The organism is Clostridium tyrobutyricum, from assembly GCF_019144085.1.
GTDB lineage: Bacteria > Bacillota > Clostridia > Clostridiales > Clostridiaceae > Clostridium_B > Clostridium_B tyrobutyricum_A.
Genome location: NZ_JAHHUY010000021.1, coordinates 1 through 21,081 on the forward strand (window position 1 = coordinate 1; position 21,081 = coordinate 21,081).

Annotated in this window: 22 protein-coding genes; 17 read left to right on the forward strand and 5 right to left on the reverse strand. The window is 31.4% G+C overall.

Translation table 11 applies throughout. From position 1 onward, the window contains the following. Positions 1 to 675: 675 nt before the first annotated feature. Positions 676 to 1,842 (forward strand): iron-containing alcohol dehydrogenase, encoded by a 1,167-nt coding sequence (locus KM800_RS10080; RefSeq protein ID WP_217812950.1) that lies wholly within the window; start codon positions 676 to 678, stop codon positions 1,840 to 1,842. A gap of 22 nt (positions 1,843 to 1,864) precedes the next feature. Further along, the gene (locus KM800_RS10085) at positions 1,865 to 3,013 is read left to right on the forward strand and encodes a tyramine oxidase subunit B (protein ID WP_217812951.1); all 1,149 of its coding nucleotides are present in this window, start codon (positions 1,865 to 1,867) and stop codon (positions 3,011 to 3,013) included. A 54-nt stretch (positions 3,014 to 3,067) separates the two neighbouring features. Here KM800_RS10085 and KM800_RS10090 read toward each other — a convergent pair whose 3' ends face one another. After that, the gene (locus tag KM800_RS10090) at positions 3,068 to 3,919 is read right to left on the reverse strand and encodes a MerR family transcriptional regulator (RefSeq protein ID WP_217812952.1); all 852 of its coding nucleotides are present in this window, start codon (positions 3,917 to 3,919) and stop codon (positions 3,068 to 3,070) included. A 372-nt stretch (positions 3,920 to 4,291) separates the two neighbouring features. On the opposite strand from KM800_RS10090, the gene KM800_RS10095 reads away from it, so the two are divergent. From KM800_RS10095 to KM800_RS10165, 15 genes are all read left to right on the forward strand, one after another. Next, positions 4,292 to 5,440: a tyramine oxidase subunit B gene (locus KM800_RS10095; protein WP_217812953.1), complete on the forward strand. Its 1,149-nt coding sequence runs from the start codon at positions 4,292 to 4,294 to the stop codon at positions 5,438 to 5,440. A gap of 26 nt (positions 5,441 to 5,466) precedes the next feature. Next, entirely contained in the window at positions 5,467 to 5,793 is a 327-nt protein-coding gene (locus tag KM800_RS10100; RefSeq protein ID WP_017751965.1) for a (2Fe-2S)-binding protein, read from the forward strand. A gap of 5 nt (positions 5,794 to 5,798) precedes the next feature. Further along, complete coding sequence (locus tag KM800_RS10105) at positions 5,799 to 7,376, forward strand: FAD-dependent oxidoreductase (protein ID WP_217812954.1); 1,578 nt, start codon at positions 5,799 to 5,801, stop codon at positions 7,374 to 7,376. Between the two features lies 1 nt (position 7,377). Continuing rightward, positions 7,378 to 7,704: a (2Fe-2S)-binding protein gene (locus KM800_RS10110; protein ID WP_017751967.1), complete on the forward strand. Its 327-nt coding sequence runs from the start codon at positions 7,378 to 7,380 to the stop codon at positions 7,702 to 7,704. Further along, positions 7,704 to 8,840: an NAD(P)/FAD-dependent oxidoreductase gene (locus KM800_RS10115; protein WP_217812955.1), complete on the forward strand. Its 1,137-nt coding sequence runs from the start codon at positions 7,704 to 7,706 to the stop codon at positions 8,838 to 8,840. Before KM800_RS10110 ends, KM800_RS10115 begins: the two co-directional genes overlap by 1 nt. Before the next feature lie 91 nt (positions 8,841 to 8,931). Beyond that, positions 8,932 to 9,273 carry a P-II family nitrogen regulator gene (locus tag KM800_RS10120; protein WP_017751969.1) on the forward strand — a complete coding sequence of 114 codons (342 nt, stop codon included), beginning with the start codon at positions 8,932 to 8,934 and terminating at the stop codon, positions 9,271 to 9,273. A 36-nt stretch (positions 9,274 to 9,309) separates the two neighbouring features. Further along, on the forward strand, positions 9,310 to 10,431 hold the full coding sequence (locus KM800_RS10125; RefSeq protein ID WP_217812956.1) for an ABC transporter ATP-binding protein: 1,122 nt from the start codon (positions 9,310 to 9,312) through the stop codon (positions 10,429 to 10,431). A 14-nt stretch (positions 10,432 to 10,445) separates the two neighbouring features. Further along, the gene (locus tag KM800_RS10130; protein ID WP_017751971.1) at positions 10,446 to 11,318 is read left to right on the forward strand and encodes an ABC transporter permease; all 873 of its coding nucleotides are present in this window, start codon (positions 10,446 to 10,448) and stop codon (positions 11,316 to 11,318) included. Between the two features lie 11 nt (positions 11,319 to 11,329). After that, complete coding sequence (locus KM800_RS10135; protein WP_217812957.1) at positions 11,330 to 12,142, forward strand: ABC transporter permease; 813 nt, start codon at positions 11,330 to 11,332, stop codon at positions 12,140 to 12,142. Between the two features lie 2 nt (positions 12,143 to 12,144). Beyond that, positions 12,145 to 13,785: an amidohydrolase gene (locus KM800_RS10140; protein ID WP_217812958.1), complete on the forward strand. Its 1,641-nt coding sequence runs from the start codon at positions 12,145 to 12,147 to the stop codon at positions 13,783 to 13,785. A 2-nt stretch (positions 13,786 to 13,787) separates the two neighbouring features. Next, positions 13,788 to 14,867 carry a polyamine ABC transporter substrate-binding protein gene (locus tag KM800_RS10145; protein WP_217812959.1) on the forward strand — a complete coding sequence of 360 codons (1,080 nt, stop codon included), beginning with the start codon at positions 13,788 to 13,790 and terminating at the stop codon, positions 14,865 to 14,867. Between the two features lie 60 nt (positions 14,868 to 14,927). Next, the gene (locus KM800_RS10150; RefSeq protein WP_217812960.1) at positions 14,928 to 15,815 is read left to right on the forward strand and encodes a DMT family transporter; all 888 of its coding nucleotides are present in this window, start codon (positions 14,928 to 14,930) and stop codon (positions 15,813 to 15,815) included. Positions 15,816 to 16,130: 315 nt separating this feature from the next. Then, positions 16,131 to 16,919: a tetratricopeptide repeat protein gene (locus tag KM800_RS10155; RefSeq protein ID WP_217812961.1), complete on the forward strand. Its 789-nt coding sequence runs from the start codon at positions 16,131 to 16,133 to the stop codon at positions 16,917 to 16,919. Positions 16,920 to 17,108: 189 nt separating this feature from the next. Further along, positions 17,109 to 17,558, forward strand: coding sequence for a hypothetical protein (locus KM800_RS10160; RefSeq protein WP_217812962.1), 450 nt, complete (start codon positions 17,109 to 17,111; stop codon positions 17,556 to 17,558). A 136-nt stretch (positions 17,559 to 17,694) separates the two neighbouring features. Continuing rightward, complete coding sequence (locus KM800_RS10165) at positions 17,695 to 17,868, forward strand: aspartyl-phosphate phosphatase Spo0E family protein (protein ID WP_217812963.1); 174 nt, start codon at positions 17,695 to 17,697, stop codon at positions 17,866 to 17,868. Between the two features lie 239 nt (positions 17,869 to 18,107). Here KM800_RS10165 and KM800_RS10170 read toward each other — a convergent pair whose 3' ends face one another. The 4 genes from KM800_RS10170 to KM800_RS10185 form a co-directional block, all read right to left on the reverse strand. Continuing rightward, entirely contained in the window at positions 18,108 to 18,266 is a 159-nt protein-coding gene (locus KM800_RS10170) for a hypothetical protein (RefSeq protein WP_217812964.1), read from the reverse strand. A gap of 84 nt (positions 18,267 to 18,350) precedes the next feature. Continuing rightward, on the reverse strand, positions 18,351 to 19,565 hold the full coding sequence (dinB, locus tag KM800_RS10175; protein ID WP_217812965.1) for a DNA polymerase IV: 1,215 nt from the start codon (positions 19,563 to 19,565) through the stop codon (positions 18,351 to 18,353). Positions 19,566 to 19,652: 87 nt separating this feature from the next. Next, positions 19,653 to 19,988 carry a cupin domain-containing protein gene (locus tag KM800_RS10180; RefSeq protein ID WP_217812966.1) on the reverse strand — a complete coding sequence of 112 codons (336 nt, stop codon included), beginning with the start codon at positions 19,986 to 19,988 and terminating at the stop codon, positions 19,653 to 19,655. A gap of 317 nt (positions 19,989 to 20,305) precedes the next feature. Continuing rightward, positions 20,306 to 20,953 carry a superoxide dismutase gene (locus KM800_RS10185; RefSeq protein WP_217812967.1) on the reverse strand — a complete coding sequence of 216 codons (648 nt, stop codon included), beginning with the start codon at positions 20,951 to 20,953 and terminating at the stop codon, positions 20,306 to 20,308. Between the last annotated feature and the right edge of the window lie 128 nt (positions 20,954 to 21,081).

Consider the following 21,081-nt stretch of genomic DNA (forward strand, 5'->3'; position numbering starts at 1 on the left):
AAGTTTTTCTTCGTTCTGTTCTATAAGAGGGTATTTTTTATTATTATTGAAACGAATAAACACTTTTTATTGATCTCTTAACTGACAATGTAGATTTTTTAAAATCCAAGTATTTAGAAGTTATCAACAGTGTGCATAAAATTGAAATTTGGGATTATAAACTTGTAATGGTCAATCATTTTTTAACATAACAACCTAATCTTTTAGTTTCCATACCTTCCCTCAAAGTGAGTTAGTCCATTATTGTATTTTTGTGTTCTTATATGGTTATATATGGACAAAATTATTTTTTGATTTATTCAACTACTCTTTTCCAGAAATCAGCGCTGCCTGTTTTAAAATATCATTCTTCGCAATAATAAGTTGTTTATTTTTCTTAAGCAGTTATATGGACTTCTGCTGGTTCTTTTCTACTCTGATCATTCTTTTATTTAGACACTTTCATAGTTTCAGACTGCATTATATATCTATTCACCATTGATTAAGACATGATTAATTTCTTCTTTTCCATAATTATACTATTATATCATTTCCTTAAAAAGTTGTTCTATTTATTGAAGCCTATCATCCAATCTGTACTCATTTATTTTATAAAGTCCACTTGACCTTGGTATTATACCAAAGTATATAGTAATTATTATAATAAAAAATTACTTCTTTTAGGAAGGTGATATTTTGCAAAATTTTATATATTCCATTCCAACGAAAGTAGCATTTGGAAAGGGAATGATAAATAAACTTCCAAAGTTTATTAATAAGTTTGGCAGTAAAGTTTTATTGGTATATGGTGGAGGAAGCATAAAAAGAATAGGATTATACGACCGTATTATTAAACTTTTAGATGATAATGGTATTAATCACTATGATTTATCAGGTGTAGAACCTAATCCACGTGTAAACATGGTAGAAAAGGGAATCAAGATTTGTAGAGAAAATAGTATTGATGTAATTTTACCTATCGGTGGTGGAAGCAGTATAGATTGTGGAAAGGCTATAGCAGCAGGGTACTATTATAATGGAAAGGTATGGGATTTGGTGCTGGATAATAGTTTGGTAAAAGAGACTCTTCCAATTATTACTATACTGACTTTAGCAGCCACTGGATCTGAAATGGATTGTTTTTCTGTAATTTCTAATGAGGAAACTAATGACAAGATGGAAATTGAAAATTATTTGTTATATCCCAAGTATTCCATTTTAGATCCGGAAAATACGTTTTCAGTATCAGCATATCAGACCGCTTGTGGAACTGTTGATATTATTTCGCATTTATTTGAAGTATATTTTAATGGTGTAAAAGATACATATTTTCAGGAACGTATAATTGAAGGAATGCTAAAAACTTGTGTTCATTATGGTCCTATAGCATGTAAAAAACCTGATGACTATGATGCCAGGGCTAATTTAATGTGGACAGCAAGCTGGGCTATTAATGGATTTATAGCATGTGGAAAAATGGGACCCTGGCCGGCTCATGCCATGGAACATCAGTTAAGTGCATATTATGACGTTACACATGGACATGGACTTGCAGTAATTATTCCTGCTTTAATGAAATACATTTTAAATGAAAAAACGGCATTAATATTTTTAAATTATGGAAAAAATGTATTTGGAATAAATTCAGATCTGTCTAATATGCAAATTGCAGAGATAGCTATAGAGAAAACCAAAAGATTATTTAAAGACATGGGATTAAAGTGTAGATTGAGGGATTTAGGCATTAATACAAGGGATAAATTTGAAATAATGGCTGAAAAGGCTTGCGAATCAGGAACTGAAGAATGTATGGTGCCTTTATATAAAAAGGACATTATAAAAATTTATAAATTATGCTTTTGATTTTGAATGGATGGTGTAAACAATGGAAAAAAGGATTGAATTTTTATATTTAAGTGAAGAAGATATGATAGATTCTGGTGTTTTGGAAGCTGAACGTTGTGTAGAAGTTATGGAAGAAGTAAACATCTTATTAAGTAAAGGTGATTATTTAATGGGAGGTAGAGATAACAATGAACATGGTATTGAAGTAATATTTCCTAAAAAATCTAAGATAAAGGAATTCCCAATTGCAGATACAAGGGATAGACGTTTTATGGCAATGCCAGCTTATCTTGGTGGAAGATTTCATCTTACAGGAGAAAAGTGGTACGGTTCCAATGGAGGCAATAATGAAAAAGGATTACCACGTTCTATATTGCTAATGATATTGAATGATGTAGAAACAGGTAAACCATTGGCAATTATGTCGGCTAATCTGTTAAGTGCAATGAGAACTGGTGCCATGTCTGGAGTTATAGCAAAACATTTAGCTAAAAAGAATTCAAAGGTTATTGCATTAGTTGGTGCAGGAGCAATAAATAAGGCTTGCATTGTAAGTATTCTACCATATTTTAAAGATATTGAGAAGATTAAAATAAAAGGCAGTTCTATAACATCAAAGACGGCTAAAGATTTATCAGAATTTATTTGTAAAAATTACTCATGGATAAAGAGTGTAGAAGTTTGTAGTACTTTACAGGAAACAGTAGAGAATGCCGATATTATTAGTGAAGCTGTATCTGCAAAACAAGGTGAATGGCCTGTATTTGACAGTAATTGGTTAAAACCAGGCTGTATACTCATTTCTTCTGGAACAATGGAAATAGATCGAGAGTTTATTTGTAATAATATGACTAAAGTAGTTGATAATATTCATATGTATGAAAATTATATTACTACTTATGAACATCATGATAATAAAACTGGTAAAAGGATATCTACTGGTACACCGGGAATGTTTTTTGTTGATATGATACAAGATGGTAAGATAAGCAAGGATGATGTTCGCTCATTAGGTGATATTATTCGAGGTGTTACCCCAGGAAGAATGTCTGAAGATGAGATGTTTTTAATAAGTTCTGGAGGTATGCCAATTTTAGATATTGCATGGGGATACGAATGTTATAAAAAAGCATTGTTGCTTGGAAAAGGAGCAAAACTGAATTTATGGAATGAGCCTCATTTATTTTAGATATGTATTCAAAATTCAACTGTCTCTTGTTTTTATATGAGACAGTTGAATTTTTTAATTTATATTTAATTTTACACGCTTTTTTAAAGGCTTTACAGGTATTTGTATCTCAGTTATAAATTCCTCTTCGTCCAAAGTTTCATAGCAGTCTATATGTCCTATTTCAATGGGATGTGAAATAACATCAAGGTTATGTTCTTTCGCAAAATCAAACATTTTAGGGATATATTTTCTAGTCTGTTTCAAGTCACCTCTATAAAGTAAAGATAAATATTTCCCAGCAGGAAGAAAATAGTTGCCTGCATAATTGGAATTTTCGGAGTAGAAAAATACATTTTCTGTTTTATAATAATCCGAATCTGGATTGCTATTTTCTAGATCAAGAGTATAACAATCACAGGAACCTATTATAGGAAATTTTTGTTTTGTTTTGTGCATATATTCTGTGGCTGCATATGTAACCATGCGATCTGGAAGATTCGTTTCACTAATCATAATACAGGATCTTTCTGGAAAACTTAAAATCTTGATTTGGTAAAACTCAATGGAATTCTCAAGAATTGTTTTAATTGAAGACAGCCTGGCATTTAAGCTTTCCTTGATTTGATATAGATTTACAATGGATTCATTTACAACAGTTATTTCATGTTCTAATAATTCCATGGATGTGCTTAAATTTCTGTTCTTGCCTAATTCTTTTATTTGTTTTGATGGAAAACGTAATTCCATGAGTTCACGAATTATAGCAATTTCACGAATATCATCAAGAGTATAAATACGGTAATTGTTTATAGGGTCTCTTTTTGGAGATAAGATTCCTACTTTTTCATAATAACGCAGGGAATCTAGCCCTATGTTGAACAACTTGGATATTTCTCCGATTTTATAACAATTTTCATTGACCATAAAATAATCGTTCCTTTCACAATAAGATGGTATTATACTATGAATTTTAAAAAATAGTTTTAATATATAGATTATCAAATATATTTTAATTTACAAATATAATAATTAAAAATTGATTAATTATTATTTTAAAGCATATATAATTGATAATTTAATAAATAATATATCATAATATACTATTTTGTCAATAAGTTTTATTCTAAAACATGATATTTATTATGTTTATATAAATACATTTAATGTTGTTGACACTAGTATCATACTAGACAATATAATGTAGGCATATAAGGAAATACAACTTAAAGCGGTGTTCATATAAGACATAAAATTATAAAAATAATTTGAAGTGCATAAAAATCGGAGGAGATATTTATGGAAAGTACTAAAATTGATTTTTTGTATCTAAACGAGCAGGATATGATAAAAGCTGGTGTATTGGATGCTTCTATGTGTATACAGGTAATGGGAGAGACAATGGCATTGCTTAGTAAGGGGGATTATATAATGGGGGGTCCTAATCATAATGCGCATGGAATTATGTTGGAGTTCCCTAAGAAGTCTTATATTCCGAATTTTCCATTAAATAATTCTAGAGATAGACGATTTATTGCCATGCCTGCTTATCTGGGAGGAAGATTTCATATAGCAGGGCAGAAGTGGTATGGCTCTAATGGAAGAAACGCTCAACGTGGTTTGCCGCGATCTATACTGATGGTTTCCTTAAATGATGTAGAAACAGGGGTCCCAATAGCATATATGTCTGCAAATCTATTGAGTGCAATGAGAACAGGAGCTATGCCGGGACTTGCTGCCAAGCTTCTTGCTCGAAAAGATTCCAAAGTATTATCTATTGTTGGGCCTGGTGCCATTAATAAGGCATGTACAATGGCGATTATGTCATGCTTTCCGAATATTGAGACTGTGAAAATAAAAGGAAGTTCACCTGAATCAAAAACAGCCAAAAAAATGAAAAAATTTGTTGAAAGTAGATATTTTAATGTAAAAAACATTAAAATTTGCAGTACTTTGGAAGAAGCAATCAGAGGTGCAGATATAGTTAGTGAAGCTGCCTCTGTTAAAGAAGGACAGTGGCCAAAATATGAAAGGGAATGGTTCAAGCCGGGAGCTGTAATTATTTCAGCCAGCACTTTTAATATGGAACATAAAAGTATTATGGATATCAAGAAAGTAGTGGATGATTATAGTATGTATGAAGATTATTCCAATGAAGATCCTGTAGTATTCGATAAAAATTTAAATAGAAAGCCAACTGGATGTATGGGTGAAGACTTTGTAAACATGGTTAAAGATGGTTTGATAGAGAGAAAAAGTATTATTAATTTAGGTGATATTGTTACTGGAAAAGCTCCCGGCAGAACATCCGATGATGAAGTTATACTTGTGGCAATTGAAGGACTTCCTATAGAAGATGTTGCATGGGGATATGAGTGTTATCAAAATGCATTGAAGAAGGGTCTGGGTATAAAACTTAATCTTTGGGACAGGTCAGCTATAATTTAAATGATTATAAAGAAGGAGATAATTATATGTTTAGAATAGACAAGCATCCGATTTTTGGAGGGAATACAAAGAAAAAAAAGATTTCATTTACTTTTGATAAAAAAAGTTTGGAAGGATATGAAGGGGAGCCTATTGCAGCTGCATTAAAAGCTGCAGGAGTTATGGTACACAGATACACCAAAAAGAGACATGAGCCAAGAGGAATCTTTTGTGCTATTGGCAGGTGTACCGATTGTGTAATGATTGTAAATGGAAAACCTAATGTTCGCACATGCATTACTCCCCTTGTTGAGGGAATGGTAGTACAGACACAGTATGGTGTGGAAACAGAAAAAAGTTCATTTGAGGAGTGATTGATATGCAAAGATATGATTTAATCGTTGTAGGAGCAGGTCCGGCAGGTTTGTCTGCTGCTATAGAAGCTTCAAAGGCAGGTATGACAACAATTGTTTTTGATGAAAATGCAAAACCAGGAGGACAACTTTTTAAACAGATACATAAGTTTTTCGGCTCAAAAGAAAACAGGGCAAAAGTTCGAGGATTTAAAATAGGAGAAGAATTATTAAAAAAAGCAGAAGAATATGGAGTTGAGGTAAAATTAAATGCTGTGGTAATCGGTTTGTATCCAGAAAAAGAAATTACAGTCAAAATGGATGATGTAGTATTTCATTATAAAGGTGATGCTATTTTAATTGCAACAGGTGCCAGCGAAAATGCATTAAATTTTAGAGGGTGGACTTTGCCTGGAGTAATAGGTGCAGGAGCTGCACAGACAATGATGAATTTACACCATGTTAAACCAGGAAACAAAGTACTGATGGTTGGAACAGGCAATGTGGGTTTGGTTGTAAGTTATCAATTGATGCAGGCAGGTTGTGAAGTTACTGCATTAATAGATGTATTGCCTAGAATAAGCGGATATGGTGTACATGCTGCAAAGATAGCAAGATGTGGAGTGCAATTTTATCTCTCTCATACAATTATACAGGCGGAAGGCAAAGAGTGTGTGACAGGTGCTGTAATTGGCGAAATAGATAAAAACTGGAAAATCAAACCTGGAACAGAAAAACATTTTGATGTTGATACCATTTGTATTGCAGTAGGCCTTTCACCAATGTCACAGTTGTTAAAACAAGCTGGATGCCAGATGAAGAGCACTAAAGGCGGGTATATTCCTGTTTGTAATGAATATGGTGAAACTTCTATTGGCGGTATTTTTGCTGCGGGAGATGTTTCATCAATTGAAGAAGCCAGTTCAGCTATGATTGAAGGGAGAATCTCAGGAATAGATATTGCATATACTTTAGGTTATTTAAGTAATAAAAAAAGAGAGAAATATTATACAAAATTGAAGTGCGACCTGGAAAATTTGAGAAAAGGTATGTTTGGTCCGGAAAATCGCGGAAAATTATTAAAGAAGACAGATGAGAATATTGATATATCCATGAATCTTTTGCATAGAGGTTACATATCAGATGATGAAATTTTTCGTTATCCAGGGATAGTTAAAAAATCAGGCATACATCCTGTAATGGAATGTACGCAAAATATTCCGTGTAATCCATGTCAAGACGCATGTCCCAAAGGGTGCATAACAATTGGCGAAAATATAACGTCTTTGCCAATTGTTGATTTAGACAAGATATGCATTGGTTGTGGTATGTGTGTATCCTCGTGTCCCGGACAAGCTATTTTTTTAGTAGATGAAGATTTTGAAGAGAAATATGCAAGTGTAATGATTCCATATGAATTTTTACCACTGCCTGAAAAAGGTGAAAAGGGAAAAGCGATGGATAGAAGTGGAAAAGTAGTTTGTGAAGCGGAAGTAATTGGAGTTAAAACTGCAATGCTATTTGATCATACAAATCTTCTTACAATAAAAGTACCTAAAAATATGGCAATGAAAGCAAGATTTTATAAAACGGGGAGGTCCTAAAATGTTTGATATAAGTGAAAACTTGAAGAGAATTGGAGACTACGTTCCAGATGCAGATGATGATATTGTGGTTTGCAGGTGTGAAGAAGTGACAAAAGGTGAGATAAGAAAGGCAGTTCATCAAGGAATTTTTACAATTGAAGAGATGAGACGGTATTTAAGAACAGGTATGGGATTATGTCAGGGACAGACTTGTGAGAGATTAGTAAAATCTATAATGGCAAAGGAACTAGAAATGCCTTCACTTGAAGTCGAGCCAGCTGTCTCACGAGCTCCAATGAGGCCGATGGAGATGAAAATATTAGGAAATGACGGAGGAAATTTGTGATGAAGAAAAATGCGGATGTTGTCATAATTGGCGGTGGTATTGTTGGAAGTTCAGCAGCATATTACGTTGCCAAGAGAGGCATTAAAAATGTAATTGTACTTGAAGAATCAAAAAGTATAGGACATGGAGGTTCAAGCAGAAATGGGGGAGGAGTCAGGCAGTCAGGCAGAGATGAACGTGAACTTCCATATGCAATATACAGTGTTGAAAAATTCTGGCCTAATTTGTCGGAAGAACTTGGGATGGATGTAGAGTATTTTCAATCGGGCAATTTAAGGCTTGGCAAGACAGAATCACATATGAAAAAACTGCAAAATCTCGTGGATAAGGCACAAAAACTGGGACTTGATGTAAGAATGATTGATGGAAAAGAAGTAAAAGAATTATGCCCGTATTTATCTGATGATATTATTGGAGCAAGTTGGTGTCCTACAGACGGCCATGCAAATCCAATGCTGGCAACTCTGGCATATTACAAGAGAGCAATTGAATTGGGAGTTGAATTTTATACAGAAGCTAAAGTTACAGCAATTAAAAAATTCCATGGGAAGGCACGTCAGGTAATATTGGAAGACGGTACAATTTTTGAAGGAGAAAATATTATTTTAGCTGCAGGCTATGAAAGTCGTGAAATAGCAAGAACAGTGGGAATTGACATACCAATGACCAGATATTTTGAAGAGGCACTTGTAACTGAAATGCAGATTTCAATGTTTGATATGATGCTTGGAACAGCCGATGCAGATTTTTACGGACACCAATGTAAGCATGGATCTTTTGTATTTGGCTCCGAGTCTGGACTTGAGGAGGCAAACGACATGAAATTGGATGACTTGAGGACGTCTTCTCTTACTATGTCTGCCGGTTGCCGTGCCGTTATGGGATATATTCCTGTTTTAAAAGACGCAAATATTGTAAGAAGCTGGGGCGGTTGGTTAGACTTAAGCATTGATGGAGTACCGGTTATCAGTCATATCGATGAAGTACCTGGATTGATACTGGCATGTGCATTTACAGGACATGGTTTTGGAACAGCTCCTGCAGTTGGATATATGCTTGCACAAATGGTAGAGGGTAAAAAGACAGCAGTTGATATTACAGCACTAAGATATGACAGATTTAAAAGTTTACGATAGATAAAATATTGTATTGACCATGGTATTATACAATAGTTTATAATCATCATTATAAAAATAAATGTAGAGATATTATTAAGGAGGTAGTGCTATGAAAAAAATTGAAGTGATTATTAGACCGGAAAAATTAGATGATTTAAAAAAAATTTTATCTAAAAATGAATATAGCGGTCTTACAGTAATGTCTGCTATGGGATGTGGTCATCAAAAAGGATTTAAAAACCCGGAGTTTGAAAAATTGGGATTAAGTATTAATTTGCTTCCAAAGTTATATGTTATGACAATTGTCTGGGATGAAGATCTGGAGAGCATATTGTCTCAAATGGTAGAAAAATTGTCAACAGGTAGTGTTGGAGATGGAAAAGTATTTGTATCAGATATAGAAGATGTAATGAGAATTCGTACAGGTGAACGAGGCAGAGACATTTTATAAATTGGTGTTAGTCTAATAATATAAGGAGTGGTTTATGTGGATTATGAAAATGCTGTTCCTATTGTACAAATAAAAAATGTGAGCAAATACTTTGGAGACAATCAGGTTTTGAAAAAGATAAATCTTGATATTTATAAAGGGGAATTTTTAACCTTGCTTGGATCATCAGGTTGTGGCAAGACTACAACTCTCCGTATTATAGCAGGCTTCGAAATTCCAACAGAAGGAAGCGTTGTAATTGCGAATAAAGATGCAACTAACTTGCAGCCATATAATAGGGATGTAAATACAGTTTTTCAAAGTTATGCACTATTTCCCCATATGAATGTTTTTGATAATATAGCATTTGGATTGGTAGAAAAAAAGATAAAAAAAAGTGAAATTAAGAAAAAAGTTGAAGAAATTTTGGAACTGGTACAATTAAATAATTTTGAAAAAAGGAAGCCAAGTGAAATGTCTGGTGGACAAAAACAGCGTGTTGCCATAGCAAGGGCTCTTATAAATAATCCCAAGGTACTGCTCCTAGATGAGCCATTGGCGGCACTCGATTTAAAACTTAGGAAACAAATGCAGCTGGAGTTAAAACATCTTCAACAGCAATTAGGAGTTACTTTTGTTTATGTTACACATGACCAGGAAGAAGCTCTTACTATGAGTGACCGTATTGGAGTTATGAACAAGGGTATTCTCGAACAGATTGGAACTCCAAAAGAGATTTATGAACAACCTAAGACAAAGTTTGTAGCAGACTTTATTGGAGAATCAAATATATTTGAAGCAACAGTTTCAAAGAAAATTGGAAAAAATCTTGAACTTGTTATAGAAGATGGATCTGTATCAGCAATTGGAAATGAATTTAATGAGAATGAAATAGTCAGTATATCGGTTCGTTTAGAACATATGAAGTTGTCAAAAGAACCAATAGAAGGGTTTTGCTTAAATGGTGTTATTAAGGAACATATATACACAGGCTCCAATATAAAGACAGTAGTTCAATTACCTAGTGGAAAGTGTATAAAATTAAATAACCACCCTGATACGGAGCTTAATTCTAAAGGTACACTTGTAAATGTTTATTGGGATTTGGAAAAAGCAGTTGTAATGCATACTAAAGATGACTCACTTTATAATATAATTAACGACGCAGTATTTAAGTAGAAGGGGGAAGACATATGGTTTTACAAAACAAGGAGAATAAGGAAAGTAATAATAAATTGACAATATTATCCATGATAGGTCCTACAGGAATATGGCTTTTTTTATTTCTCCTGCTGCCTCTTATCTATGTGCTTGCTATAAGTTTTGCAACACGTAGTCAATATGGAGGTGTAGAATGGAAGTTTTCTCTAGACAGCTACAAGCAGATATTTAACCCACTATATATGAAAGTAGTATGGAAGTCTATAGTTTTAGCATTTAATAGCAGCTGGATATGTCTTGTTATTTCGTATCCTTTTGCATTTTTAGTAAGTAAGGTAGAACCTAAAAAGAGGGCGTTTTTGCTTCTGCTTATTATGCTTCCATTTTGGGTAAATGGTTTAATAAGGTTAAATGGTTGGGCAAATATATTAAGGGATTCTGGGATAATAAATAACATATTAATGAAATTTGGCATAATTTCTTCCCCAATTAAAATGCTATATACAGATAATTCTGTATTGTTTGGTATGATATATGAATTTTTTCCATTTATGATTTTGCCGCTTCAAACATCTATCTCAAAAATAGATTCTACTTTAATAGAAGCTGCCAATGATTTGGGGGCAAAAAAAGTGCATACGTTTTTCAGAGTTATTTTTCCTCTGACTTTGCCTGGTATTTTCGCAGGTACAATTCAAGTGTTTATTCCAAGCCTGGGAGCATTTTATGTATCGGATGTCATGGGTGGAGGAAATTCAACTTATCTTGGAAATCTAGTTCAAAATCAATTTATGGTGGCACGTAACTGGTGTTTTGGTGCAGCATTTTCCGTATTATTAATTGTGTTTACTTTGGTGATCATAAAATTGTATTCTAAAGTTGGAAATATGGATGAATTGGCATAAGGGGGAAGATAATGAAGAATATTAAGCGAAAAGAAAAGAAAAAATTAGGATTTTTCTCCTATACTATTATGTTTTTAGTGTATTTGTTTTTGTATCTTCCAATTATAATGGTAATAATTTATTCATTTAATACAAATGACAGTAATATTGTATTTAAAGGCTTTACATTGGAATGGTACAAGCATTTATTTCAAGGAGATCAATTGATAGACTATATGATTTTAACAATAGAATTGGCAGCTGTGAGTACGATCATTTCAGTTGTTTTAGGTACACTTGCAACTGTATGTATGTACAGATATGATTTTAAGTTGAAAAAATTTATTGATAGTCTTCTTTATATACCGATTGTAATTCCAGAATTAGTAATAGGTATAGCCTCTCTGGCAGCATTTACATTAATGGGCTTTAGCATGGGATTTGCCACTTTGATTTTTGCACATGTTACATTTTGTGTGCCATTTGTAATTATTACTTTGAGGGCTCGTATTGCTGATTTTGACCGGTCAATTGAGGAAGCTGCAATGGATTTAGGAGCCAATCAATGGCATACATTAAAACGGGTTACACTTCCAATGCTAGTTCCAGGTATTATTTCAGGGGCATTTTTGTCAATAACATTATCTGTTGATGATGTTATTATAAGCTATTTTGTTTGTGGAGCTGGACAAATTACATTCCCAATTAAGGTATATGGCATGGTAAGAGGAAAAATATCCACTGATGTATATGCACTATCTTCACTAATTATGTTTGTAATTATATTTACATATTTAATGTATTTTTTAGTGAAGAAGGTATTTCTTAAAAAAAGGGAGGCTTGACTATGAAAGCAGATCTTATTGTGAAAGGAAAAGTATTTACTGCAGACAAACTGCTGCCGCTGGCAGAGGCATTTGCAGTAAAGAATGGCAAAATAGTATTTGTTGGAAAGCAAAGTGAAATTTCAAAATATTTTGGAAATAACACCAAAATTATCGAAAATAAAGAGGGAATTATCATACCCGGAATGACTGATGGCCATGCACATGTTACAAGTACTACTGATCTTGTACTTGGAGTAAATCTTCATGAAGTAGAGACTGCTGAAGAATACCTGGAAAAAATAAAACAATTTTATCAAAATAATGATGATATTAATATAATTTTTGGTCAGGGATACCAAAATGGGGTTTTTGATGAAATTGGACCTACAGCAGCTATGCTGGATAAAGTTTCAAATCAAATTCCAATTATAATGGTAAGTGAAGACGAGCATACTTTTTGGATTAACTCTAAAACTATGAGTATGGCTGGAATAGATGAAAAAACTCCTGAAATTGACGGGGGAATAATAGTAAGATATCCATGTACCAGAAAACCTACGGGATGGCTGAAGGAACTGGCAGGAAGTTTAATACAAAATATTATGCCGGCTTATACCAAAGATGATTACAAAAAAGGTATATTGGCATATCAGAGTATGGCGCTTTCTACAGGAGTAACTAATGTATTCGAACCGATGCTTGACAAGAGAAAAGATTATGATTTGAGATATGAAGCTTATGCAGAACTTGCCAGGGAAGGAAAACTAAAAATTACCTTCACAGAGGCGTATACATTAGAACCAAATGATGATTATGAAGAAGTATTTAAAAAAGCAAAGATTCTCAAAAATAAAATTAATTATGACAAAGTACGTCTTACAACATTGAAAATATTTATAGATGGTGTAGTTGAAGCTCATACTGCTTTTTTAAGAGAAGAGTATAATGATGCACCAGGAGATTTTGGAGAAAGTTTATTTGATCAAGATCAGCTTAACAAATTGGTAACAAGGGCCATAAAAGAAGGATATGTAGTCCATACACATGCGATAGGAGATGCGGCACTTGATTGTATTTTAAATGCGTATGAGTATGCACAAAATAAAACGGCAATTTTTGATAGGAGAAATGCAGTTACACATTTGCAAGTTGTTGAAGAAGAACAAATAGATCGTATGAAACAGTTACACATAGTAGCAGTAATAAATCCATATTGGCATTTTAAAAATCCAATTTATTATAGAAACCTGGAGGTTCCATTTCTTGGACAAGAACGTGCAGACAAGGAATATCCGGCAGCTTCTTTCATAAAAAAAGGTATTGTTACAAGTCAGGCAAGTGATTGGCCAGTTACCGTTCCTGCAGATACAATGACAAGTCTTCATCTCATGGTAAATCGTGTTGAAACTGGCAGGAAAGGAGTGGAAGCACTTAATCCTAACGAAAGAATTTCTGTAGAAGAAGCACTTATGGTGCTTACAGTAAATGGAGCTTATGAAAGTAACCTTGAGAGTAGGAAGGGGACAATTTCAGTTGGAAAAGATGCCGATTTTGTTGTTTTGGATAAAGATGTGCTGTCTATCGACGCTTTTGAGCTTTATAAGACAAAAATATGTCAAACATATATAAATGGAAAATTAGTATTCAATAAGGGGGAATAATTGTGAAAAAGAAAACTTTGGTTGTTCTAATATGCTGTATAATTCTGGCAGCACTTTTTTCAGGATGTCAAGATTCTAAAGCAAAGAAAAATGGATATGCAGATAAGCTTTATCTTTATAATTGGTCTGAATATATGACACAAGATGTGCTTGATGGTTTTAAAAAGGAATATGGAATTGAAGTTGTACAGTCCACATATGAATCAAATGATGAAATGATGGCTAAATTAATTGCAGGGAAAAAAGGACAATATGATATAGCTGTTCCAACCAATTATTATATCAGATCAATGAAAGAAAAAGGATTTCTTGAGCCTTATGACAAAAATGCAATCACAAATCTTAAAAACATAGATCCAAGTTATAAAAACTTACAATATGATAAGAACAATCAATATACGGTACCATATATGGGAACTGTAAGCTTGTGGGTTGGAAATAAAAAAATGCTGGATAAATCAGGTGTAGCTATAAATAAAATGAGTGATTTAAAGAATAATGTATTGAAGAATAATATTGTTTTAACAGATGATCCACAGGATGATATATCTATTGCATTAACTGCCATGGGTAAGGATCCAACAGCTCATGATGTAAATACAATTAAGTCAACAATAAACTATTGGAACAATATGAAAAATTATGTTAAGTCCATTTCAGATGTAAGTGATGCTAGGACAATGCTTGCAAGAGGTGAAATCTCTGTGGCTAATGTATATAGTGGAGATGCACTTCAGGCAATGGAACAGAATAAGGATTTACAAATTGTGATGGATAGTGAGAAAAAATCGTTTTCCATTGATAATTTTGTATTGCTCAAAGGAAGCAAACATAAAAAGGAAGCAGAATTATTTATTAATTATTGTTTAAGACCGGATGTATCAGCAAAACTTACGGAGGAATATAAATATGTATGCTTGAATAAAGCGGCAGTTTCACATCTACCTGATAGTCTTTCAAAAAATACAGCTTGTGTATTAACGGATAAAATGAAAAAGCAGTTGTTTTATATTAATGATTTTGACGCAAATTCAACATCTGCAATGGTAGATGTTATGACAAGGGTAAAGTCTTCAAGATAAAGTTAAAAAATCGGGACTATTACATTTGTAATAGTCCCGATTTTTTAGAAAGGAAACATTATGGATAAAAATATGAAGGCTAAGGGAATTGAATATTTATTAATTTGCAGTTTAATATGGGGAAGTTCCTTTGCAGTTGTAAAAGATTCTCTAAAATCATTGACTCCAATTTGGAATTTAGCAATACGATTTATATTTGCTTCAATTTTTATGATTTTATATTATCATAAAGGTTTAAAGGGATTTTCAAAGAGAAGTATAAAAAATGGAATAATACTGGGGAGTATTCTATTTTGTGCAATGTTTTTTCAAAGTGAAGGGATTAATAGAACAACTGCGGGGAAAAGTGCATTTATTACAAATATATATGTAATATTGATTCCATTTACTGAGTTCTTTTGGAAAAGCAAAAAACTAAGTTTGAAGGATATAATTGCTGCAGTTATCTGCATGTCAGGTATTGGGTTTATTACTTTGGATAAAGGAATTGGTATTAGTTCAGGTGATATATTGTGCTTGATTTGTGGAATCATTTATACAGTTTATATTATAAAAATTGATGATATTCCAAAACAAGTACCATCAGCAGGAATCCATACGATTCAGATTCTAACATGCGGTATTTTGGCGATTATTTTTGCTTTTTTATTTGAACCTTTCCCAAAAAGCGTAAGTGGAAAAGCTATGTTTGGAACTTTTTATTGTGGGGTTTTTGAATTGGGAATAGGTTTTTTATTCCAATTAAAGGGGCAAAAAATTATTTCGCCTGCAATATCAAGTTTGATCATGTCTTTGGAAAGTATAACAGCATGTATTTTTTCTTATTTTATATTAGGGGAAAGTGTTTCTTTTGCGATGATAATTGGTTGTATTATGGTTTTAATTTCAATTTTAATTCCGGATCAATCTAATTTTAAGCAAACTGGAAAAAAGAGCCCAAATATATGACTATATTATGTAATATGTAAACTTATTGATATTTTAATAAATTTGAATATTATATAAATACAAAGTTGTTATCTGTATAATCTACAACTGTTGATAATTTTCTTACCAAACAAAAAACTAAGAAATGAAAAAAGTAAAATTTAAAAACAATATAGATAGAATTTAATAGCAGTTTTGTATAAATAAAGTTATTTTGATTTTCATTACATTCCAACATTTGGACTATTGCCATTAATTATAATATTATGATATAGTAAAAAAGACTATTCGAAATTGGATAGTCTTAATTTATGTAAATAAAGGTGGAAAATGGAGATGAGTAAGGCTAAATTCAAGAAAAAAATTTTTATAATTATATCATTGTTTATAGCACTTATGGCAATAGTTTTTGGGATAAATAGATATAATGAAATTCAATCCTATAATGAATTGATAAATGCAGGAAATAAATACATGGATTCAGGTAAATATGATGAAGCTATAGCTCTATATAAACAGTGTTTAAATTATAAGCAAGATTCAAATATTAAAGATAGTATTAACTTTGCTAAGAGTTTAAAACAAAATAAAATTAAAAACTCAAATAATAGTTCAAATAATAAGCAAAATGATAATTCAAATACAAATAATAAGTCTGATGGCAAATACGCAAGTAATATCAATGAAAACAATTCAGAAAAGCAAATTTCATACATATTTTATAAAAATGAGAGATATGGATTTTCTATAGAATATCCGGATATATTAAAGATAAAATTGGAATCATCGGAAAATGGGGATGGTATTTCATTGGAAAATTCTGATAATAGTGCAAAATTTACTGTATATGGCAGTAATAATGTATCAAATGATACTCCTATGTCTATATATAATGATCTGATTAAAGAGCATCCAAATGCATCATATAAAAAGAAAGTAGATAATGAAGTTGTATTTTCATGGGTTCATGGAGATAAAATAATCTATAAGGATATAGTAGTTGGGGAAGGTTCTAAAAATACTTTTACTATTGAATATCCAAAAGATAAAAAATACTACTACAATTCTGTTGTATCTCATCTGTATTCAAGTTTTAAAACTCCGGATATTGCTCAAAGTTATTAACTAAATAATCAGTTAATAAAATGGGCACATTATCGTAACAAAAGCAATATACAATAGAATATGTAAGAGATAAAAAAGTAACATAATAGTTCGCCATTTAAACGTCAATTTCTATAAAGTGTTTCAATATACTACCATAAAATGTTAATATAAAGTGTAATAATATTTTATGAAGATTGAGGTGTTGTAATGATTTTAAAAAAGTTAATCCCAAGTAAAGTCCCTTTAGTTCCAGATGAATTAAAAGACAAATTTGAAATATTTACTGCATATGCTTTAAATGATAATGAGGCCAAATATTTTTCCATCGCTTTGCAAGCTATTGTTAAACAATTAAATTTTGAGCATAAAAAATATTCAGAGCTTATGAGAATAACGGCTGTTATTACAGAAGAGGGTAGTCTTTCACTGCGGATGGAGGATGATAGTATTGGCAATCAATTCTGCCTAGCAGTTTATGCAGTTAAACGATGGAGAGATTTAAAGTTTGAAGAATCTCAAATAATTACTATTATACTTGAAGAATTATGTCATCAATATTGGAACATTGAAGATGAAACAGAAGTTCAATATAAAGTATATGACGTGCTAAAATGGATATTTCCAAATACAAAAATTGAACAGTTTTATAATATGTAATATATAATTCTAAATATAGTATTTAATACTATAAAAGTGCAAATGTAAGCCTGAATTTTGGCAAGCAGTGCACTTATTTTTTTATTTCCAAGATATTACTTCTTTCTTATACTTATTTAGGGAGGGAGGTAATATGATGTCAAAAATTGAGAAAATATCTTCAGATTTAGAAAATTTGAGGATAAAATTAAACATTTTGATTGCAGAAAAGAAAGATTTGCTTGATCCAGAAATAATTATTGCAAGTCAGATGCTCGATTCAGCCTTGAATCGGTATCACAAAGTAATAATTAAGAAAATGAGTAAGTAAACGGGGAGGGACATTTCGTCCCTCTTTGATATTTAAAAATTAAATAAATATATAAATGAACAAAACATAATAAAAATTATAAAAAAATAGTTGATTTTTTAATAAAACAGTATTAAAATGAATATAACATCATTAATTTCATAAATAGTTACGCGTCAAACATTCCTTTAAATGTTTAAATGAAGAGATAAGTATTTACTGACTCCAAATGCATATCTCTTCATTTAATAATTTAATATCTAGTTATTATCTTCATCAATATTATTTTTTAGAGTTGATGTCCATTGATTGTCTGTAGCTGTTTTTTTCTTCCTATGCGCAGCACCTAATTGTTCAGCTGTTTTCTCAGGTGTTGATGTCCATTGATTATTTGTAGCTGTTTTTTCTTTTTTTCTCATCTATTAAAACCTCCCTTATATTTATTAGTGTGATTTTAAAGAACAATTTTAATACAAGGAAATAAATGTTATATAATATATGTGTTATGACTTATCTTTTGAACTTTTATCTATTAGAACAGCTCTAGTTATAATTGAAAAACCATATTTATTCCTTATGCTGCTAATAACATCTTCTATTTTTTCAGATTTATTTGGGATTTCTGTATCATGTTTTATTTTAGGTAATTCAAATATAGATATCTGTTTAGCACAACTATTTTCTTCTGAAAATCCACTAAGACTTATTCCAAGAAGGCGAATAGGTGTATTTGAACTCCAGTTGTTTTTAATTAATTTAATGCTGGCTGAGTATATATCTTTTACCAAACAAGTTTCAGGTATAGTTGCCCTTCTTGTAATGGCATGAAAGTTGTAATATTTTATGCTTAATTGGACTATACGACCATTTTTGTTATATTTTCTTGCTGCCATTCCAACTGCATCACAAAGTTTCATTAAAACTATTTTTGCATATTCCATATCAAAAATATCGTTAGAAAGTGTAATAGATCTACCAATGGATTTTATATCATCATGAGAATGGGGTCTAACAGGTGAGTCGTCAATTCCATTGGCAAGTGCATAGAGTTCAGAACCCATTTTACCTAGCTTTTTTATAAGAATATTTTTATTGAAAAGAGCTAATTCACCAATATTTTCAATCTTTATATTTTTAAGCTTTTCAGCAGTGTGTTTACCAACTCCATACATATAATTAATGGATTGAGGCCAAAGTTTGGTCTTAATATCTTTTCCCCAAAGTTCTGTAATTCCAGAAGGTTTTTTCATTTCAGAAGCCATTTTTGAAAGAAATTTATTTTCAGATATACCAATAGAGCAACTTAGCCCTAATTTATTTTTTATGCGTGTTCCAATAAGTTTTGCCGATTCTTTTGGATTTCCAAATATTTTTTCACAGCCTGTCATATCAAGCCATGCCTCATCAATACTATTTTGTTCAATTAATGGAGTGTATGATGATAAAATATCAATAACTTCTTTAGATTTTTGTTTGTAAAAATTTCGATCCGGGGCAATAATAATTAAGTGTGGGCAAAGTTTTAAGGCTTTGTTTAATAGCATGGGTGTTTTGATACCAAATTTTCTAGCTTCATAATTTGCAGTCAATATAATACCTGAACGTTTTTTAGGATCACCAGCTACTACAGCAGGATTGTTTAAAATTTCGGGATGACGTGTTGACTCACAACTTGTAAAAAAAGCATCCATGTCTACAAGAAAAATTACTCTTTTCATAAATAATACACCCACCTATTTTGAATAAATTATTATTCACATATTATGTATTATTTTATCATAAAAATAAAACACTAGCTAAATAAACTAGTGTTTTATAACAGTGAGTAACATTTTAAATCTTTCACAAGCTTGAAGTGAATGTGGAATATTTGAGGGCATTATTATAGATTCTCCTTCTTTAACAGTGAAAGTATTATTATCTATTGTAATCTCCGCTGTACCATCTAGAATTTGTACCATTGCATCTCCTGCAGTTATATGTTTACTTATCCCCTCATTTTTATCAAGAGAAAATAAAGTAATATTTGCATTAGGTGTTTGAGCAAGAGTTCTACTTATAACTTGACCTTCTTGATATGAAACCAGTTCTTTTAAATTAAGTACTTTGGAAAATTCTATATTTTTGATTAGAGTATTCATAATTTTAACCTCCATATATTTTCTAAATATATTATATCCTTTTTGATAATAAAAATATGTATCTAATGTTACCAGCTTAATAAAAAATTTGATTATATTCGTCATATAGAAATTAATGCTTGATTTTACAATAAATTACATATATAATAGAACTTGTCCTAAGATTGAGACTTAGAGGGGGAAGTAGGCATTTGGATGATACCAGATGTTTATTTTCTTATATTATAAAGTTATCCACAACATATTGTGGATAATGTGCATAACTTACACTATATAATGTATATTATGCACATTTTTTATATGCAATATTTAAAATGTTAGTAGAAAAATCTAAAGGGATATTGACCGTATTGTCTAGCCTTTTTAAATTGCATTAAATAAACATATTTTTGAAATCTTGAATTCAACACATTCCAGTTTATGTTTTTTATAAATTCAGAAATATATTTTTTCCTATCTGTTCCGAAATCCATAAAATAGGCATGTTCGTATACATCAAGTATTAATATTGGATATGAAAGCCAAATCGCCCCTTTATCATGTAGGTCACTTCCTATTATGTGGAATTTGTTGTCAATTGAATCAATAGTTAGAACAGCCCATCCTCTCATGGATAATCCTACATTTGTAAAATAAGATATAAAATTATCATAAGATGAAAATTGATCTATTATAGCATTAAGCACAGGTCCATAAGGATTTTTACTGCCACCTGTCATATTTTGAAAGTAGAGCTCGTGGAGTTTTACACCATCCAGTGAATAGGTTTCTCCAAGTTTCAAGCTTCGCATTTTTGAATAAGTTGGATTGCTGTCACTAAAATTATTGGGAATATACGGCGTATTCCAGATTTTATTTAGATTGTCTACATATCCTTTATATAATTTATAATGTTCATCAAGTTGTCTTTGGGAAATACCTTTTACGGATCTAAAATCAAAAGTTTCAGGTTTTAAATTATACATTGAAAACACCTCTATAAAATATACATTAATATAGTATGCAGAATGATTAAAATGTGTACAACTATTTATAAGATTTTTAGTTGACATTAATTGTACCTTATGCTATATTTAATACAATAAAATATTAC

Coding starts and splice junctions, on each gene's coding strand:
- KM800_RS10085 (WP_217812951.1), top strand. CDS start 1,865: ATGGAAAAAAGGATTGAATTTTTATATTTAAGTGAAGAAGATATGATA.
- KM800_RS10090 (WP_217812952.1), bottom strand. CDS start 3,919: ATGGTCAATGAAAATTGTTATAAAATCGGAGAAATATCCAAGTTGTTC.
- KM800_RS10095 (WP_217812953.1), top strand. CDS start 4,292: ATGGAAAGTACTAAAATTGATTTTTTGTATCTAAACGAGCAGGATATG.
- KM800_RS10100 (WP_017751965.1), top strand. CDS start 5,467: ATGTTTAGAATAGACAAGCATCCGATTTTTGGAGGGAATACAAAGAAA.
- KM800_RS10105 (WP_217812954.1), top strand. CDS start 5,799: ATGCAAAGATATGATTTAATCGTTGTAGGAGCAGGTCCGGCAGGTTTG.
- KM800_RS10110 (WP_017751967.1), top strand. CDS start 7,378: ATGTTTGATATAAGTGAAAACTTGAAGAGAATTGGAGACTACGTTCCA.
- KM800_RS10115 (WP_217812955.1), top strand. CDS start 7,704: ATGAAGAAAAATGCGGATGTTGTCATAATTGGCGGTGGTATTGTTGGA.
- KM800_RS10120 (WP_017751969.1), top strand. CDS start 8,932: ATGAAAAAAATTGAAGTGATTATTAGACCGGAAAAATTAGATGATTTA.
- KM800_RS10130 (WP_017751971.1), top strand. CDS start 10,446: ATGGTTTTACAAAACAAGGAGAATAAGGAAAGTAATAATAAATTGACA.
- KM800_RS10135 (WP_217812957.1), top strand. CDS start 11,330: ATGAAGAATATTAAGCGAAAAGAAAAGAAAAAATTAGGATTTTTCTCC.
- KM800_RS10140 (WP_217812958.1), top strand. CDS start 12,145: ATGAAAGCAGATCTTATTGTGAAAGGAAAAGTATTTACTGCAGACAAA.
- KM800_RS10150 (WP_217812960.1), top strand. CDS start 14,928: ATGGATAAAAATATGAAGGCTAAGGGAATTGAATATTTATTAATTTGC.
- KM800_RS10155 (WP_217812961.1), top strand. CDS start 16,131: ATGAGTAAGGCTAAATTCAAGAAAAAAATTTTTATAATTATATCATTG.
- KM800_RS10160 (WP_217812962.1), top strand. CDS start 17,109: ATGATTTTAAAAAAGTTAATCCCAAGTAAAGTCCCTTTAGTTCCAGAT.
- KM800_RS10165 (WP_217812963.1), top strand. CDS start 17,695: ATGTCAAAAATTGAGAAAATATCTTCAGATTTAGAAAATTTGAGGATA.
- KM800_RS10170 (WP_217812964.1), bottom strand. CDS start 18,266: ATGAGAAAAAAAGAAAAAACAGCTACAAATAATCAATGGACATCAACA.
- dinB (WP_217812965.1), bottom strand. CDS start 19,565: ATGAAAAGAGTAATTTTTCTTGTAGACATGGATGCTTTTTTTACAAGT.
- KM800_RS10180 (WP_217812966.1), bottom strand. CDS start 19,988: ATGAATACTCTAATCAAAAATATAGAATTTTCCAAAGTACTTAATTTA.
- KM800_RS10185 (WP_217812967.1), bottom strand. CDS start 20,953: ATGTATAATTTAAAACCTGAAACTTTTGATTTTAGATCCGTAAAAGGT.